The 17066-nt window shown below is 71.9% G+C and carries 16 protein-coding genes and 1 riboswitch; of the genes, 7 read left to right on the top strand and 9 right to left on the bottom strand.

What is annotated here, in order from left to right:
- Window positions 1–86: 86 nt before the first annotated feature.
- Entirely contained in the window at window positions 87–1379 is a 1293-nt protein-coding gene (locus OO47_RS21735; RefSeq protein ID WP_030207334.1) for an extracellular solute-binding protein, read from the bottom strand.
- 514 nt (window positions 1380–1893) lie between these two features.
- Between OO47_RS21735 and OO47_RS21730 the strand changes: the two genes are divergently transcribed.
- From OO47_RS21730 to OO47_RS21700, 7 genes are all read left to right on the top strand, one after another.
- On the top strand, window positions 1894–2658 hold the full coding sequence (locus OO47_RS21730; RefSeq protein ID WP_030207332.1) for a GntR family transcriptional regulator: 765 nt from the start codon (window positions 1894–1896) through the stop codon (window positions 2656–2658).
- A 225-nt stretch (window positions 2659–2883) separates the two neighbouring features.
- Window positions 2884–3138, top strand: a complete 255-nt coding sequence (locus OO47_RS21725; RefSeq protein WP_030207330.1) for a DUF3311 domain-containing protein — start codon at window positions 2884–2886, stop codon at window positions 3136–3138.
- Complete coding sequence (mctP, locus tag OO47_RS21720; RefSeq protein WP_030207327.1) at window positions 3135–4760, top strand: monocarboxylate uptake permease MctP; 1626 nt, start codon at window positions 3135–3137, stop codon at window positions 4758–4760. Before OO47_RS21725 ends, mctP begins: the two co-directional genes overlap by 4 nt.
- Before the next feature lie 81 nt (window positions 4761–4841).
- On the top strand, window positions 4842–5351 hold the full coding sequence (locus OO47_RS21715) for a GNAT family N-acetyltransferase (RefSeq protein ID WP_030207324.1): 510 nt from the start codon (window positions 4842–4844) through the stop codon (window positions 5349–5351).
- Between the two features lie 79 nt (window positions 5352–5430).
- A riboswitch (adenosylcobalamin-variant (AdoCbl-variant) riboswitch) is annotated at window positions 5431–5528 on the top strand.
- A gap of 142 nt (window positions 5529–5670) precedes the next feature.
- A complete protein-coding gene (locus tag OO47_RS21710; protein ID WP_030207322.1) occupies window positions 5671–8046 on the top strand; it encodes a ribonucleoside-diphosphate reductase subunit alpha in 2376 nt (791 codons plus the stop codon).
- The gene (locus OO47_RS21705; protein ID WP_030207319.1) at window positions 8046–9065 is read left to right on the top strand and encodes a ribonucleotide-diphosphate reductase subunit beta; all 1020 of its coding nucleotides are present in this window, start codon (window positions 8046–8048) and stop codon (window positions 9063–9065) included. Before OO47_RS21710 ends, OO47_RS21705 begins: the two co-directional genes overlap by 1 nt.
- A gap of 136 nt (window positions 9066–9201) precedes the next feature.
- A complete protein-coding gene (locus OO47_RS21700; RefSeq protein ID WP_051715360.1) occupies window positions 9202–9630 on the top strand; it encodes a ribosomal maturation YjgA family protein in 429 nt (142 codons plus the stop codon).
- Here the strand turns inward: OO47_RS21700 and def are convergent.
- The 8 genes from def to OO47_RS21660 form a co-directional block, all read right to left on the bottom strand.
- A complete protein-coding gene (gene def / locus OO47_RS21695; protein WP_030207314.1) occupies window positions 9606–10244 on the bottom strand; it encodes a peptide deformylase in 639 nt (212 codons plus the stop codon). The two genes, OO47_RS21700 and def, sit on opposite strands and share 25 nt — an antisense overlap.
- 67 nt (window positions 10245–10311) lie before the next feature.
- Window positions 10312–11292, bottom strand: coding sequence for a tetratricopeptide repeat protein (locus OO47_RS21690; RefSeq protein ID WP_030207313.1), 981 nt, complete (start codon window positions 11290–11292; stop codon window positions 10312–10314).
- Window positions 11293–11371: 79 nt separating this feature from the next.
- On the bottom strand, window positions 11372–12664 hold the full coding sequence (locus tag OO47_RS21685; RefSeq protein WP_030207310.1) for an HD-GYP domain-containing protein: 1293 nt from the start codon (window positions 12662–12664) through the stop codon (window positions 11372–11374).
- Window positions 12661–14112, bottom strand: coding sequence for an HD-GYP domain-containing protein (locus OO47_RS21680; protein WP_106969435.1), 1452 nt, complete (start codon window positions 14110–14112; stop codon window positions 12661–12663). Before OO47_RS21680 ends, OO47_RS21685 begins: the two co-directional genes overlap by 4 nt.
- Window positions 14113–14272: 160 nt before the next feature.
- Complete coding sequence (gene rsrA, locus OO47_RS21675; RefSeq protein WP_030207305.1) at window positions 14273–14590, bottom strand: mycothiol system anti-sigma-R factor; 318 nt, start codon at window positions 14588–14590, stop codon at window positions 14273–14275.
- Complete coding sequence (locus OO47_RS21670) at window positions 14587–15243, bottom strand: sigma-70 family RNA polymerase sigma factor (protein ID WP_030207302.1); 657 nt, start codon at window positions 15241–15243, stop codon at window positions 14587–14589. The genes rsrA and OO47_RS21670 overlap by 4 nt, the downstream gene beginning before the upstream one ends.
- Window positions 15244–15513: 270 nt before the next feature.
- Window positions 15514–16167 (bottom strand): alpha/beta hydrolase family protein, encoded by a 654-nt coding sequence (locus OO47_RS21665; RefSeq protein WP_030207300.1) that lies wholly within the window; start codon window positions 16165–16167, stop codon window positions 15514–15516.
- Window positions 16168–16230: 63 nt separating this feature from the next.
- Complete coding sequence (locus OO47_RS21660) at window positions 16231–17046, bottom strand: SOS response-associated peptidase (protein ID WP_030207297.1); 816 nt, start codon at window positions 17044–17046, stop codon at window positions 16231–16233.
- Window positions 17047–17066: the final 20 nt, after the last annotated feature.

Here is a 17066-nt window from a genome sequence, read left to right as displayed (position 1 = left end):
CGGCCCGGGGGAGCGGGCCGCTGTTCACTGCAATGGCCGAATGGCGCGGCCGGTACGGTCCGGCCGCGCCACCGGGGTGGTCACCGCTACTGGTTGAGGCGCTCGGCGATGACCTTGTCGGCCTCTTCGCCGGCCTTCTTCGGGTCCTCGCCCTTCAGGACCTTGGTCATGTAGCCCTTGATCGGGTTGGGCTCGGTCTCGACGTTGGCCCAGCCCTCGGTGATCGGGGTGATCCGGCCGCTGCTCGCGGACTTCACCATCGCCTCGGCGAAGGAGCCGGCCTCCGGCTGGACCTGCGCGGACGGGTCGTTCGGGACGATGCCGCCCTTGACGGCGGTGCCGTAGGACTGCATGCCCTTCTTGCTGGTGGCGAGGGCCAGCCACTCCTTCGCGAGGTCCTTGTTCTGCGAACGCTCGGCGATGGCGAGGTTGGAGCCGCCGAAGAAGACGGAGCCCGGCTTGTCGGCGGTCTTGCCCGGGATCGGGAAGTAGCCGAAGTCGGCGGTCTTGCCGGCCTTCTTGATGGCGTCGATCGCGCCGCCGGCCTCCCAGCCGAGGCCGATCCAGGACGCCACGCCGCCCTTGGGGACGATGTCGGTGGACTGCTGCGGGGTCGCCTCGTCCTTGTCCTTCGGAGCGGAGGAGAAGGACTGCAGCTCCTTGTAGAAGTTGATGGCCGAGGCGGCCTCCGCGGTGCCCAGACCGCCCTTCCACTTGTCGCCGTCCTTGGTGGCGAGGTCGCCGCCCTCGTCCCACAGGAAGCCGGCGAAGACGTACCAGCTCTGGCCGGGCAGGTAGATCGGCTGCGACTTCGGGTCGGCGGCCTTGAGCTTCTTCAGGCCCTCGATCCACTCGGCGCGGGTCTTCGGCGGGGTGACGCCGGCCTTCTTGAAGGCGGCCTTGTCGTAGATGACGGCGCGGTTGGCGGCCCACCACGGAGCGGCGTAGAGCTTGCCCTCCAGCTCGGCCGAGGGCTTGATGCCCTCGCTCCAGTTGGCGTAGCCGAACTTGTCCTTGTCACCGGTGAGGTCGGCGAGACCGCCGGAGGCGGCGTAGCCCGTGGTCTGGGTGTTGCCGATCTCCAGGACGTCCGGCGGGGTGTTCTCGGAGAGCGCCGTGGTGACCTTGGTCTGGATGTCGGTCCACTGCTGCGTCTCGACCTTGACCTTGACACCGGGGTGCGAGGCCTCGAACTCCTTGTTGATCCCGTCGATCCACTCCTGGGGAGCGGAACCGTCCATGACCCAGACGGTCAGGGTCTTGTTGCCCCCGGCCGTGCCCTTGTCGCCGTCCTTGGCCTTGTCGCTGTCGGAACCACATGCAGCGATGGAGACCATCATGCCCGCGACGCCGATCGCCGCGATGAGCTTGCGCTTCACGCCACCCTCCTCAGGGATGCCTGCAACCCCCCTGCCCACCGCGCGAAGACATACGTCGGGTCATGCTCGTGGGACTGGGACCTGGTCTTTAATGGTTTAGACCAGTACCCGGAGCTTGGCCTAGACCTTTTTGGGTGTCAAGAGTGCGCAAGACGGGTAAGGGCGTCCGTTATCGGACCGACACCTGGTCCACACCCGGCCACGAGCGCAGGAATCGCGCCACTCGCCACCCTCCGGAACGCGCCGCACCCACCCCGGCGGACCGGAGGCTCCCTCCCGCCCCGCCGGAAGAAGCCTCTCACCTCTCGCCGGAATGGCCTAGACCAACGGGGGATATCACGGTGTATAAGAAGCAGGGGACGACTCCTCCTCGCCGAAGCCTCGCCGACGCCTCACCGAAGCGGCACATATCGGCAGGAGAAACCGTGGCGGCACACGAAGCGTGCCACCATGTGAGCCGCGACAGACGGAGGAGCCGGTGACGGCAGCAGCACAGGAGTCGGGAAGGCAGGCCATGGCCACGGACGCGGGCAGCACGGAGACAGAGAGCGGGACGCCCACCCGTACCGCGCGCGTGCCCAAGTACTACCGACTGAAGCGCCACTTGCTCGACATGACCGAGACCCTGCCGCCCGGCACGCCGGTCCCGCCGGAGCGGACGCTCGCCGCCGAGTTCGACACCTCCCGCACCACCGTGCGCCAGGCCCTCCAGGAGCTGGTCGTCGAGGGGCGCCTGGAGCGCATCCAGGGCAAGGGCACCTTCGTGGCCAAGCCCAAGGTCTCCCAGGCGCTGCAACTCACCTCGTACACCGAGGACATGCGCGCCCAGGGCCTGGAGCCCACCTCACAGCTCCTCGACATCGGCTACGTCACCGCCGACGACACCCTCGCCGGGCTGCTCGACATCTCGGCCGGCGGCCGGGTGCTCCGCATCGAGCGCCTGCGGCTCGCCAGCGGGGAGCCGATGGCGATCGAGACCACCCATCTGTCGGCGAAGCGCTTCCCGGCCCTGCGCCGCTCCCTCGTGAAGTACACCTCCCTCTACACCGCGCTCGCCGAGGTCTACGACGTGCACCTCGCCGAGGCCGAGGAGACCATCGAGACCTCCCTCGCCACCCCGCGCGAGGCCGGGCTGCTCGGCACGGACGTGGGCCTGCCGATGCTGATGCTCTCCCGCCACTCGCTGGACGCGCAGGGCGAGCCGGTGGAGTGGGTGCGGTCGGTCTACCGCGGCGACCGGTACAAGTTCGTGGCCCGGCTCCAGCGCCCCCACGGCTGAGCGCCCGCGAGGCGCCTCCCGGAACGGCCGCACCCCCTCCCGGCGGGTGCGGCCGTTCCGTGTTTCCGGGAATGTCGTATTACCGCCGCGGGGTGCCGCCGGCGATCGAAGAAGGCCGCTTCCGACAAAACACATCCGTTATGCGGACGGGGGTTCCATGAAGCGGACGCGTCCCCTAGATTTCCCCAGCATTACCGAGGTGATCAGCGAGGGGACGGAATCGCCATGTCAGAAGCGGCACAAGGGAAACAACCGACCATCACCCCCCTGCGGGTGGTGATCGCGCTCTGTCTCGTCGCCCCGTTCGTGGCGATGCTCTGGGTGAGCTCCTACGCGAAGGTCGAACCCCTCTTCGCCGGCATCCCCTTCTTCTACTGGTACCAGATGCTCTGGGTGCTGGTCTCCACCCTGCTCACCATGGTCGCGTACAAGCTGTGGCAGCGGGACCAGCGCGCCCGCAAGGGGGGTGACGCGCGATGAAGGACGGCGTGAACGGCGTGGCACTCGCCGTCTTCATCTTCTTCTTCCTGGCCGTCACGGTCATGGGCTTCCTCGCCTCGCGCTGGCGCAGGGCCGAGAACGAGCACAGCCTCGACGAGTGGGGCCTCGGCGGCCGGTCCTTCGGCACCTGGGTGACCTGGTTCCTGCTCGGCGGCGACCTCTACACCGCGTACACCTTCGTCGCCGTCCCGGCGGCCATCTACGCGGCGGGCGCGGCCGGCTTCTTCGCCGTCCCGTACACGATCCTGGTCTACCCGCTGATCTTCACCTTCCTGCCCCGCCTGTGGTCGGTCTCGCACAAACACGGATACGTGACCACCTCCGACTTCGTCCGGGGCCGCTTCGGCTCGAAGGGCCTGTCGCTGGCGGTGGCGCTCACCGGCATCCTCGCCACCATGCCGTACATCGCGCTCCAGCTGGTCGGCATCCAGGCCGTCCTGGACGTGATGGGCGTCGGCGGCGGCGAGAACACCCACTGGTTCGTCAAGGACCTGCCGCTGCTCATCGCCTTCGGCGTCCTCGCGGCCTACACGTACTCCTCGGGCCTGCGCGCCCCCGCGCTCATCGCCTTCGTCAAGGACACCCTGATCTACGTCGTCATCGCGGTGGCGATCATCTACATCCCGATCAAGCTGGGCGGCTTCGACGAGATCTTCAGCAAGGCGGGCGAGGCCTTCGCGCAGACCAACCCGGCGACCGACAAGCCGCGCGGCGCGCTCGTCCCCGGCGAGGCCGGGCAGTGGACGTACGCGACGCTCGCGCTCGGCTCCGCGCTCGCGCTCTTCATGTACCCGCACTCCATCACGGCGACCCTGTCGTCCCGGAGCCGCGAGGTCATCCGCCGCAACACCACGATCCTGCCGCTGTACTCGCTGATGCTGGGCCTGCTGGCGCTACTGGGCTTCATGGCGATCGCCGCCGGGATCCAGGTGAAGAACGGCCAGCTCGCCATCCCGCAGCTCTTCGAGACCATGTTCCCCGACTGGTTCGCGGGCGTCGCGTTCGCCGCGATCGGCATCGGCGCGCTCGTCCCGGCCGCGATCATGTCCATCGCCGCCGCCAACCTCTTCACGAGGAACATCTACAAGGACTTCATCAGGAAGGACGCGACCCCGGCGCAGGAGACCAAGGTCTCCAAGATCGTCTCGCTCCTGGTGAAGGTCGGCGCGCTCGCCTTCGTCCTCACCATGGACAAGACGGTCGCGATCAACTTCCAGCTCCTCGGCGGCATCTGGATCCTGCAGACCTTCCCGGCCCTGGTCGGCGGCCTGTTCACCCGCTGGTTCCACCGCTGGGCGCTGCTCGCAGGCTGGGCCGTCGGCATGGTGTACGGCACGGTCGCCGCGTACGGCGTCGCCAGTCCGACCCAGAAGCACTTCGGCGGCTCCTCCGCCGAGATCCCGGGCATCGGCGAGATCGGCTACATCGGTCTCACCGCCTTCGTCCTCAACGTCCTGGTCACCGTGGTCCTCACCTTCGTCCTCAAGGCCGTCAAGGCCCCCGAGGGCGTCGACGAGACCTCTCCGTCGGACTACACGGCCGACGCCGGCGACCCGGGCGTCCAGGTCGAGATGGAGAAGGCCACCGCGCCCACGCACTGACGCCACCGGCACGGAAGGGGCCCGGGACCTCCGCGAGGAGGCCCCGGGCCCCGGCGCGTTCCCGGCGGGCACACTTCCCCCATGGACTTCACGATCAGGGCGGTACGGCCCGGGGAGTACGAAGTGCTCGGCGAGCTCACCGGACGCGCCTATCTGGACGACGGGCTGCTGGCGTACGGGACGGAGGACTCCTATCTGGAGGTGCTGCGGGACACGGCGCGGCGGGCCCGCGAGAGCGAGGTCCTCGTCGCGGAGGACGCCCGGGACGCGGCGGGCCGGATCGTCGGCGGCGTGACCTTCGCCCGGGGCGGCACCCCGTGGGCCGACATCGCCGTGCCCGGCGAGGCCGAGTTCCGGATGCTCGCGGTCGCCCGGGAGGCCCGGGGCCGGGGCATCGGGGAGGCGCTCGTACGGGCCTGCGTCGACCGGGCGCGGGCCCTGCCGGGGTGCGCCCGGATCGTGCTCTCGACGGGCGCCGGGATGGTCGCGGCGCACCGGATCTACGAGCGGACGGGCTTCGTCCGCACCCAGCACCGGGACTGGGAGCCGATCCCCGATCACTCTCTGCGCACCTACTCCCTGGACTTCTGAGCCCAAGTCCCGTCCAGGGGACGACACAACATGTGGGGGGTGCCACGAGCGGCGCCCCCCACATGTATGCTCGTCCTCGCTGTCGACGCAGGGGAATCCGGCGCGAATCCGGAACTGTCCCGCAACGGTGTACTTCGTGCGGTTTCGTCCGAGGTGAGTCCGAGCACCTGCCGACAGCGCGCCCGGTCCTTCCGTTCCGGGTGCCACAGACGTCCGGGCCTCGCGGAGTGGGCCGGTGGACGCGGTGCGTCGTGCGTGGACGCCCGCCCGTCCGCCTGTCCCCGCCGAGGCCCCGAGCCGAGCGAGGGAGAGCCCCCACGTGACCATCGCGCCCGCCGATCCGGCTTCGGCCGAGGCTTCCGCGGTCGAGAGCGACGGCCCCGGGACCGTACTGCTGCGGACCCTGACCGACCTCACCGCCGATCTCCCCGACACCGACCCCGGCCGGGTCGCCGCCGCCGCGCTCCGCGGCCGCAGCGCCGCCGCGGACGAGGCGGAGCTGCGCGAGCTGGCCACCGAGGCGGCCGCCGGCCTGATCGCCGAGGACCCGGCGTACTCCCGGCTCGCCGCCCGGCTCCTCACGATCACCATCGCGGACGAGGCCGCCTCCCAGGGCTCGGTGAACTTCTCCTCCTCGGTGGCCGTCGGCCACCGCGAGGGCCTGATCGCCGACCGCACCGCCGAGTTCGTGGCGCTGCACGCCGACCGCCTCGACGCCGTGATCGACCGCGCCGGCGACGACCGCTTCGGCTACTTCGGCCTGCGCACCCTCTACTCGCGCTACCTGCTGCGCCACCCGATCACCCGCAAGGTGATCGAGACCCCGCAGCACTTCATGCTGCGCGTCGCCTGCGGCCTGGCCGAGGACGAGAGCGTCCGCGCGCTCGACGAGGTGGCCGCGCTGTACGGCCTGATGAGCCGGCTGGACTACCTGCCGTCCTCCCCCACGCTCTTCAACTCCGGCACCCGCCACCCGCAGATGTCCTCCTGCTACCTCCTGGACTCCCCGCAGGACGAGCTGGACTCCATCTACGACCGCTACCACCAGGTCGCGCGCCTCTCGAAGCACGCGGGCGGCATCGGCCTCTCGTACTCCCGCATCCGCGCCCGCGGTTCGCTGATCCGGGGCACCAACGGGCACTCCAACGGCATCGTGCCGTTCCTCAAGACCCTCGACGCCTCCGTCGCCGCCGTGAACCAGGGCGGCCGCCGCAAGGGCGCCGCCGCCGTCTACCTGGAGACCTGGCACGCGGACATCGAGGAGTTCCTGGAGCTCCGCGACAACACGGGCGAGGACCAGCGCCGCACGCACAACCTGAACCTGGCGCACTGGATCCCGGACGAGTTCATGCGCCGCGTGAACGCCAACGCCGAGTGGTCGCTGTTCTCCCCCTCGGACGTGCCCGAGCTGGTCGACCTGTGGGGCGAGGAGTTCGACGCCGCCTACCGCAGGGCCGAGGCGGCCGGCCTGGCCCGCAAGACGATGCCGGCCCGCGACCTGTACGGCCGGATGATGCGGACCCTGGCCCAGACCGGCAACGGCTGGATGACCTTTAAGGACGCCTCGAACCGTACGGCCAACCAGACCGCCGAGCCCGGCCACACCGTCCACTCCTCCAACCTCTGCACGGAGATCCTGGAGGTCACGGACGACGGCGAGACCGCGGTCTGCAACCTGGGCTCGGTCAACCTCGGCGCGTTCGTGGTCGGTTCGGACATCGACTGGGAGCGTCTGGACGCGACCGTCCGCACGGCCGTGACCTTCCTCGACCGGGTCGTGGACATCAACTTCTACCCGACCGAGCAGGCGGGCCGCTCCAACTCCCGCTGGCGTCCGGTCGGCCTGGGCGCCATGGGCCTCCAGGACGTCTTCTTCCAGCTGAAGCTGCCCTTCGACTCCCCCGAGGCGCAGGCGCTCTCCACCCGCATCGCCGAGCGGATCATGCTCGCCGCGTACGAGGCCTCCGCCGACCTGGCCGAGCGCAACGGCCCGCTGCCGGCCTGGGAGAAGACCCGCGCGGCCCGCGGCGTGCTGCACCCCGACCACTACGACGTCGAGCTGAACTGGCCGGAGCGCTGGACGGCGCTGCGCGAGCGGATCGCCGCCGTCGGCATGCGCAACAGCCTCCTCCTCGCCATCGCGCCGACCGCGACGATCGCCTCGATCGCCGGCGTGTACGAGTGCATCGAGCCGCAGGTCTCCAACCTGTTCAAGCGCGAGACGCTGTCGGGCGAGTTCCTCCAGGTCAACTCGTACCTGGTCGACGAGCTGAAGAAGCTCGGCGTGTGGGACGCGCAGACCCGCGAGGCGCTGCGCGACTCCAACGGCTCGGTGCAGGGCTTCACCTGGGTGCCGGCCGAGGTCCGCGCGCTGTACCGCACGGCCTGGGAGATCCCGCAGCGCGGCCTGATCGACATGGCCGCCGCCCGCACCCCGTTCCTGGACCAGTCGCAGTCGCTGAACCTGTTCCTGGAGACGCCCACCATCGGCAAGCTGTCGTCGATGTACGCGTACGCCTGGAAGCAGGGCCTCAAGACGACGTACTACCTGCGCTCCCGCCCGGCCACCCGGATCGCCCGCGCCGCCCAGGCGTCGACGGCCGCCGCCGCGCCCATCCCCGTCCAGCAGGTCGCCGACCCCGACGCGGTCGCCTGCTCCCTGGAAAACCCCGAATCCTGCGAGGCCTGCCAGTAATGTCCACCCCGAACACCGAGAAGAACCTGCTCGACCCGGGCTTCGAACTCACCCTCCGTCCCATGCGCTACCCGGACTTCTACGAGCGCTACCGGGACGCCATCAAGAACACCTGGACCGTCGAGGAGGTCGACCTCCACTCGGACGTCGCCGACCTCGCCAAGCTCACCCCCGGTGAGCAGCACATGATCGGCCGCCTGGTCGCCTTCTTCGCGACCGGCGACTCGATCGTGGCGAACAACCTGGTCCTGACGCTCTACAAGCACATCAACTCCCCCGAGGCGCGGCTCTACCTGAGCCGGCAGCTCTTCGAGGAGGCCGTGCACGTCCAGTTCTACCTGACGCTGCTCGACACCTACCTGCCCGACCCGGAGGACCGCGCCGCCGCGTTCGCCGCCGTCGAGAACATCCCCTCCATCCGCGAGAAGGCGCAGTTCTGCTTCCGCTGGATGGACTCGGTCGAGAAGATCGAGCGCCTGGAGACCCAGGCCGACCGGCGCCGCTTCCTGCTGAACCTGATCTGCTTCGCGGCGTGCATCGAGGGCCTGTTCTTCTACGGCGCCTTCGCCTACGTGTACTGGTTCCGGTCCCGGGGCCTGCTGCACGGTCTGGCGACCGGCACCAACTGGGTCTTCCGCGACGAGACGATGCACATGAACTTCGCCTTCGAGGTCGTGGACACCGTCCGCAAGGAGGAGCCCGAGCTCTTCGACGACGCGCTCCAGCAGCAGGTCACCGACATGCTGAAGGAGGCCGTCGAGGCGGAGCTCCAGTTCGGCCGCGACCTGTGCGGCGACGGCCTGCCGGGCATGAACACCGAGTCGATGCGCGAGTACCTCCAGTGCGTCGCCGACCAGCGCCTCCAGCGCCTCGGCTTCGCCCCGGTGTACGGCTCGGAGAACCCGTTCTCCTTCATGGAGCTCCAGGGCGTCCAGGAACTGACCAACTTCTTCGAGCGCCGCCCGTCCGCCTACCAGGTGGCGGTCGAGGGCTCGGTGGACCTGGACGAGGACTTCTAGTCCGTACGTCCGTGCTTCCGTACGGGGAAGGGCCCCGCACTCCGACGAGTGCGGGGCCCTGAAGCTGCCGAGCGACCGGGGTGCGGAGGGATCCGGTCTCTCAGGTCCCGGTCGACTTCGAGAAAGGCGTGGAGCGATGGCGTCGGGCTCCGGCACGGAGGATCGTGTGCGGACGCGCCTCTGGGCGGGCGGTGCGGCCCTGGTGGTCGTCGCCGTGGGACTCGGAGTCCGTTCCACGGGGTCCGGGGCCGTCGCCGAGTACCCGGGAGACGCGCTTTACACGGTGCTGGTCCTGGCCCTCGTGGTGCTTCTCGCACCCCGCGTCAGGGCAGGGGTGGCGGCAGGAACCGCGCTCGGGTTCAGCTGCGCCGTGGAGCTGTTCCAGCTGAGCGGCGTCCCGGCGGAGCTGGCCGCGCACAGCGTGCTCGCGCGGCTCGTGTTCGGCACGTCGTTCAACGCGCCGGACCTGTTCTGGTACGCGGTCGGCGCGGTGTTCGGCTGGGCCGTCCACCGCGCCGTACGGACGCGGAAAGGCGTGGATCAGGCGTTCGGGACCGTCTCGTAGCGCGGGGTGCCCTCCTCCATCTGGCGCAGGGCGTCCTTGCGGTCCCGCTTGGAGAGGCGGTCGATGTAGAGGCGGCCGTACAGGTGGTCCGTCTCGTGCTGGAGGCAGCGGGCGAAGTAGCCGGTGCCGCGCACCTTGACCGGGTTGCCCCGGGCGTCCTGCCCGTGGACCTCGGCGTAGTCCGGGCGGGCGAGGGAGGCGTACGCGGTCGGGACCGAGAGGCAGCCCTCGTTGGAGTCGTCGAGGAAGCGGCGGTCCGCCGGCAGCTCCTGGAGCACCGGGTTGACCACGACGCCGGTGTGCCGGACGCCCTCGTCGTCCGGGCAGTCGTAGACGAAGACCTTGAGGTCCACGCCGATCTGGTTCGCGGCCAGGCCCACGCCCTCGGCGGCCTTCTGGCTGGCGAACATGTCGTCGATCAGCGCCGCGAGCTCGTCCCCGAACTCGGTGACGTCCTTGCACTCCCTGTGCAGCACGGGGTTGCCGACGACCGTGATCGGGCGGGCCTTGCCGCGCTCACGGTGGGCGAGCTCACGCGCCTCGCAGTCCTCCGTGTCCACGACGAAGCCCTCGTCGTCGATCTGCGTCTGCTCGTCCGTCTCCTGCTGCGCCATGTCCGGCCGCGCCTTCCTGAAAACCCGATTCCGTCGGAGGACAGCCTACGGGGAAGGGACGGGACGCTCAGCAGACCTCTTCGAGATCCCGCCACTCGCGGCTGTCCGGGCTGTCCGCCACCCAGCCGTCCAGGAGCCCGCGCACCAGACCGGCCGGGGCCGCGATGCCGCACTCCCGCTCCGGCACCCACAGCTCGCCGGGCGAGCGGTGTCCGAGCGGCCCGGGATGCCCCGGCTCGCTGTGGTCGTGCGGGTCGGAGTGCTCGCCCTCGCCCTCGGCGCTCGGCATGGTCGACTCCGAGCAGGCCCGGCAGAGCAGCCGCACGGAGGACGACCAGTCCTCGGCGGCGAAGCCCGCCTCGGCGGCCAGCTGCTCCAGGGCGTCCCGGTCGGCCTCGGTGGCGGCCTCCAGGAGGACCACCCAGGTGGGAACGGGCGAGGGAGCCCACAGCTCGATCTCGTCGAAGACCGGGTAGGAGGGCCCGGCGGTGGTGGTCCGCTCGCCGTTCGGCACGCCGTCGTGGAGGACGACCTCGCCCCAGCGGCGCCCGGAGGACGGCAGCGGGATGGAGAGCACCTCTATCCGGGCCGGGTCGAGCCGGCGGCCCCACACGACCTCGGCCTCGCCCTCGGGCGAGAGCCGGACGGCGGCGCTGCCCAGGTCCATGCCGGCGGGCTCGCCCGTGCCGGAGGCGGCCCCGGGCACCCGCAGCCCGTACGCCTGCCAGGCGCGGCGGGCCAGCGGCCAGTCCTGCAGGGCGGTGGCGGCGATGCCGACGTTCCACCAGTCGGGGGCGCCGGTCTCCTTGTCGAGCAGGGCGACCGCGCGCAGTCCGGCGGCCCGCGCCTGCTCCCAGTCGTGGCGGAACTTGTGCAGCAGCGCCAGGTTGAACCAGGACTCGGAGAGCCAGGGCTCCAGATCCGCCGCGCGCGTGAGGAGCGCGCCCGCGTCCTCGTACCGGCCGTCGCCGATCAGCGTGAACGCGCGGTCGGTGGCCTGCCGCCACGAGGCGGAGGGCCGATGCCGTACCTTCCCGAAGATCTTCACGATTCCCGCCTGCCGGTCGCTTCACCCTCTTGTTCGCATCCAACCATGCCCGGTCGGACGCGCGCTCATTACCCATGGGTTACCCGGGGACGACCGGGGTCATCCCGACCGCCCCGTCCCGGGCCAGGACCCTGGCCAGGCCCTCCACGACGTCCGGGTGGTGGTCGCGCGCGGTGCCGAGCCGGAGCCGTTCCAGGGCGTCGAGGGCGGCGCCCGGACCCCCTCCTACCCCGGTTCCCCGCCCGGCATCCGCCCCGGCGCCCGTGAGGTCGTCGTAGGCGTTCACGGTCCGGATGATCCGGGCGGGCAGCGGCTGCTCGCGGTACGGGTCGGCCTGCCGCTCGACGATCACGGCGACGGCCGGCGGGACCCCGGTCCTGCGGACGACCTCGCCGCCGAGGAGGGCGATCCGGCGCTGCTCCTCGGCCGGCAGGAGGGCGGTGGCGCCGCCCTCGACCGGGTCCGCCAGGGAGAGTTGACCGATGTCGTGCATGAGCGCCGCGTGTTCGAGGACGGTCAGCTCGGCCCCGGAGAGGCCCAGCTCGCGTCCCACGGCCGCGCTGAGGGCGGCGACCCGGTGGGCGTGGCCGGGCGGGGTGCAGCCGGCGACCTCGGTCGCCCGGGCGAGGGAGGCGATGGTCTGCCGGTTGACGGTGCGGACGGCCTCGTACCGCCGGTAGGAGACCTGGGTGAGCAGCAGCGGGACGGCGAGCACGGGCAGGGCCCACAGTCCGGCGGCGGCGACGCCGAGCGCCATGACGGCGCCGGTGGCGCAGACGGCTGAGCCGATGCCGAGGAGGGCGCGCAGTTCGTCGCGGAGGAGGGAGCCGTAGGGGAATCCCGTAAGGGCGCGGAGCAGCAGGGCCGCGAGGACCGCGTCGCACAGGGCGGTGAGGACGAGCAGCAGCCCGAGGAAGAGGGCGTACGGCGGGCCCTCGCCGAGGTGCCGGACGACGGCGCCCGAGTTGTAGAGGGGCTGGAAGCAGAGCGCGGCGAAACCGACGGTGAGGACGCGACGGGCCAGGTGGTCGGGGCCGGGGCCCCGGCCCCGGGCGAGGTGGGGGACGATCCCGGCGAGGCCGGCGGCGGTGACGACGGCGACGGTCTGGAGCACGCCGTGGGTGGTGCCGCTCCCGGCGCTCTCCCCGAGCAGGGCGTACGCGAGGGCTCCGGCGGCGGCGAGCGGCGCGGGTTCCCGCTCGCCGGGGGCGGCGCCCCAGCGGGCCAGCTCGCCGAGGGCCACGAGGGCGCCGAAGGCGAGGGCGTTGCCGGGCTGGTCGAGGCCGTTCCGGAGGGTGGCGCCGAGGGCGGTGAGGCCGAGCAGCAGGGCGGCCGCGCGGACGGCGCCGACGGTGAGCACGCCGGGCCTCACGCGCGCTCCCCGGACGGCGCGGAGGACGACGGGGAGGGCGCGGAGGACGACGGGGAGGGCGCGGAGGACGAGGGCGGGGTGGAGGGCCTGGGCGGGGACGGGGCGGAGGCCTCCCGGGCCCTGGGCACGTTCCCGCCGGGCGGGGCCGCGGTCTCGTCCGCGGTGACGGCGGGCCGCCACCCGTGCCGGTCCAGGGCCCGGACGAGGGCGTCGACCATCCGGGGGTCGAAGTGGGTGCCGGCGCACCGCTCCAGTTCGGCGACGGCGACCGGGACCGGCCGGGCGCGGCTGTAGGACCGGTTGGAGGTCATGGCGTCGAAGGCGTCGGCGACGGCGACCATCCGGGCGAACTCGGGGATCTGCTCGCCGCGCAGCCCGTAGGGGTAGCCGCTGCCGTCCATGCGTTCGTGGTGGTGGAGGATCGCGTCCCTGGCCTCGTCGAGGAAGCCGATGCCCCGGACGATCTCGTGCCCGTACTCGGGGTGCAGCTCGATGACCCGGCGCTCCTCGGGGGTGAGGGGCCCGTCCTTGCGGAGCACCCGGGTGGGCACGCCCAGCTTCCCGACGTCGTGCAGGATGCCGGCGAAGCGGACGGCGTCGAGCCGCTCCTCGGGCATGCCGAGTTCGCGGGCGATGAGGACGGAGGCGTGGCCGACGCGCTCGCTGTGGCCGCGGGTGTAGCGGTCCTTGAGGTCGACGGCCTGGACGAGGGCGCGGATGGTGGCCCGGTGGGCGGCGCGCTCGCGGTGGTACTGGGCGAAGACCCAGCAGGAGATGTACATGGGGAGGAGCACGAAGAGGCCCGCGACCGGTCCGTGGCCGCTGCGCCACAGGACGCCCATCATCAGCCCGGCGAGGCCGTGCACGAGGTGCGGGGCGAGCGCCCGGCCGAGAAGCCCGCGCCAGGCGGCCCGCGGGGGCGGTCCCTCGACGGTGGCGCGGATGCCGCCGTCGAGGGCGGTCAGGACCAGGCAGAGGGCGAGGGCGGCGGCGCCGGCGGGCAGCAGCGCGTACGGGAGGTCGGGGGCGTCCCGGTCGTTCCCGAGGGCGGCCGGGCCGCCCAGGGCCCCGGCGGCGTGGGCGGCGGCCCAGACGGCGAGGGCGGTCGCGGCGGCCCGCCAGGCGCGGCGGGGCGCGGCCGGTGGTTCCTCGACGCGGGCGAGGAGGCTGCCGGGCACGGCGGCGAGCGCGGCGGCGGCGGGCGGCAGGAGCAGCGCGGCGGCGAGGAGGACGGGGAAGAAGGAGCCGGTGCCCAGGGGGACGGAGCCGCCGAGCGCGCGCCCCGGGAGGGGACAGCGGGCGGGCAGCTCGCAGAGCGCGTACAGGGCGGCGAGGAGCGCGATCGTCCCCCAGGGCGCGCCGGGGCGCAGCGCGGGCAGGACGCACGCGCCGGCGGCGAGCAGGGCACAGCCGATGTACGCGCGGGCCGCCGGGGGAATGGTCTTCACGCCCATCATCCCCGTCACGCTAGCGAGTCGGGCGGCCCGCGACGGCGCGCCGGGAGCGATTCGCACCTTCGGGTGATACAAGCCGACTTACGCCGGAGGCCGCCGCGATCGCGTCGCGGCGGCCTCCGTTCCCGTCGGTCGCGGGGATGGCTCCCCGGCCCTACTCCTGCGGGGTGGACGTCACGGGCGCGCCCGCCGTGACGTCCTCCTCGGGCGCCGGCTGCCCGGAGCGGATCAGCTCGATCCGGCCCATGACCTTGGCCCGCAGGTCGGTGGGGACGTCGTCACTGCCGCAGCAGCGCTTGACCAGTTTCTTCACGGCCTGCTCCAGGCCGTACTTCTCCAGGCACGGGGAGCACTCCTCGAAGTGCACCTCGAACTTGGTGCAGTCGCTGTCGGGCATCTCGTTGTCGAGGAACTCGTAGAGGTGGTCCAGGACCTCCGAGCAGTCCGTCTCGTGCGGCTCTCCGCAGCTCATGAGCCCGAGCCTTTCAGATCGTTCGACGACTCTCCGGCACCCGCGGGGACCAGCCCGCGGTCGCGGGCGTAGTCCTCGAGCATGCCGCGCAGCTGGCGGCGGCCCCGGTGCAGTCGGGACATCACCGTACCGATGGGTGTCCCCATGATGTCCGCGATCTCCTTGTACGCAAAGCCCTCGACGTCGGCGAGGTAGACGGCGATGCGGAACTCCTCGGGGATCGCCTGCAGCGCTTCCTTCACGTCGGAGTCGGGAAGGTGGTCGAGGGCCTGGGACTCGGCGGAGCGCAGACCGGTCGACATGTGCGACTCGGCGCGGGCGAGCTGCCAGTCCTCGATCTCCTCGGCGGCGCTGCGCTGGGGTTCGCGCTGCTTCTTGCGGTACGAGTTGATGAAGGTGTTCGTGAGGATGCGGTACAGCCACGCCTTGAGGTTGGTGCCCTCGCGGAACTGGTGGAAGGACCCGTACGCCTTGGCGTAGGTCTCCTGCACCAGGTCCTCCGCGTCCGCGGGGTTGCGCGTCATCCGCAGCGCGGCCGAGTACATCTGGTCGAGGTAGCCGAGGGCGTCCCGCTCGAAGCGCGCGTTGCGCTCCTCGGTCGTCTCCTCGGGGCCGTCGTCGGTCCCTGTGTCGGTCCCAGTGACCGGACCCACCTCCTCCAGCGCGGCGGCGAGCCCGAGGGCGGACCCGCTCGTTTCGGAGGATAGACGAGGAACCGCTCCGCCCGCCGCCCGAATCGGGGCGCCCTTGGGCGCGGGCAGCACCGTCCAGTCGAGGTCAGCGCCCTGCGCGCGCTCCGGGCAGATGGTCGAACCCATGCGACGGACTCCCTCTCCTTGCTCTTCCCTGCTGTCGTACGACGTACGGAACAACAGCGGTCCTCCGTTCGGCATTCCCGGGCCGGGGAGGGGACGGACGGGGCGTCAGCGCAGGGCGTCCAGCCAGTCGGCGACGCCGTCCACGAGGAGGGCGAGGGCCTCCTCCTGTCCGAGGGGCGCGCGCTTGGGCAGGGCGAGGCCGTGGTCCCCGTACGGGACGGCGACGAGGCGGTACGGGCCGTCCGGGTACTCCTCGGGGCGGCCGAAGGGGTCGTTGCCGCCCTGGACCACGAGGGTGGGCAGGCCGGTGCCGAGGAGTTCGCCGGCGCGGGACTTCTCGGGCCTGCCCGGCGGGTGCAGCGGGAAGGCCAGGGCGAGGACGGCGAGGGCGCCCAGTTCGCGTCCGGTGCGGCAGGCGACCCGGGCGCCGGCGCTGCGGCCGCCCGCGACCACGGGGAGGCCGGGCTTCGCGAGGGCGGGCCAGAGGCCGCGCCAGGCGGTGTCGAGGGTCTTCGGAGCGGGCGCGAGCTTCTTGCCCGCGACCCGCCAGGGCTGCTCCACGAGGGCGACGGTCACGCCCCGGGCGGGCAGCGCCCCGGCCAGGGCCCGGAGGTCGCGGGCCTCGATCCCGCCGCCGGCGCCGTGGCCGAGGGCGAGGACGGCCCACGGCTCCGGGCCCGCGTCCGGCTCGTACCAGGTGACGCGGGCGTCTCCGGCGTCGGTGGGGACGGTCTCGCGGCGCGCCGCTCCGTCGGTCACGTCGGCGGTCACGGCGCCGGTGGCTTCATCGGTCACGTCCCCATCCTGCCGCGCGGCGGCGGTTCAGAAGAGCGTGCCCTCCTCCGGGCCCTCCAGCTCCGTCAGGAGTTCGGGGCCGTTGTTGCGCACGTTGCTGACGGCCGTCGGCACCGGGTAGGCCCGCATCAGGCCCTCCGGCGGCGGGGCGAGCAGTCCGCGCAGCTCTTCGAGCTCGCCGTTCTCCGGGGAGAGCCAGGCGTCCCAGCGGTCCTCCGTCAGCATCAGCGGCATCCGGGGGTGGATCTCGGCGAGCGAGCGGGGGCCCTCGGCCGGGGCCACGCCCAGCGGCCCGGTCTCCGCCTCCGTGGTGATCACCGAGCAGGTCACCCACCAGGAGGAGGGGTGGTCGTCGGGGAGGGTCTTGTCGCGCCAGAACTCGTACAGTCCCGCCATCGCGAAGACCGAGCCGTCCGCCGGGGTCACGAAGTACGGCTGCTTCCGCGGCCGCTTCTTCTTCCCCTCGACCTCCAGGTCCCGCTCGGCGGTCCCGGTCACCCATTCGTAGTAGCCGTCGGCGGGAATGATGCAGCGGCGGGAGGCGAAGGCGCGCTTGAAGGAGGGCTTCTCGTGGAGGGTCTCGGCCCGTGCGTTGATCATCCGGGCGGCGCCGTCCGGGTTCTTCGACCAGGAGGGGACGAGTCCCCACTTCAGGGTGCGGAGCTGGCGAACCGGCTCCTTGGAATCCGCGTCCTTCAGAGGACGCTCCAGAACGGCCCAGACCCGTTTGGTGGGGGCCACGTTCCAGTCGGGGGCCAGGGTCTCCTCCGGGTCCCACTGCTCCACCCCGAAGGTCTCCACGAGGTCCTCGGGCCGTCGACTCGATGCAAAGCGTCCGCACATACGTGCCACACTGCCACGAT

Origin of the sequence: Streptomyces bikiniensis (assembly GCF_000716625.1) — a bacterium.
Taxonomy (GTDB): Bacteria; Actinomycetota; Actinomycetes; order Streptomycetales; family Streptomycetaceae; genus Streptomyces; species Streptomyces bikiniensis.
The sequence above is the reverse complement of the archived record's forward strand: the minus strand, read 5'-3'. Positions and strand labels throughout refer to the sequence as shown.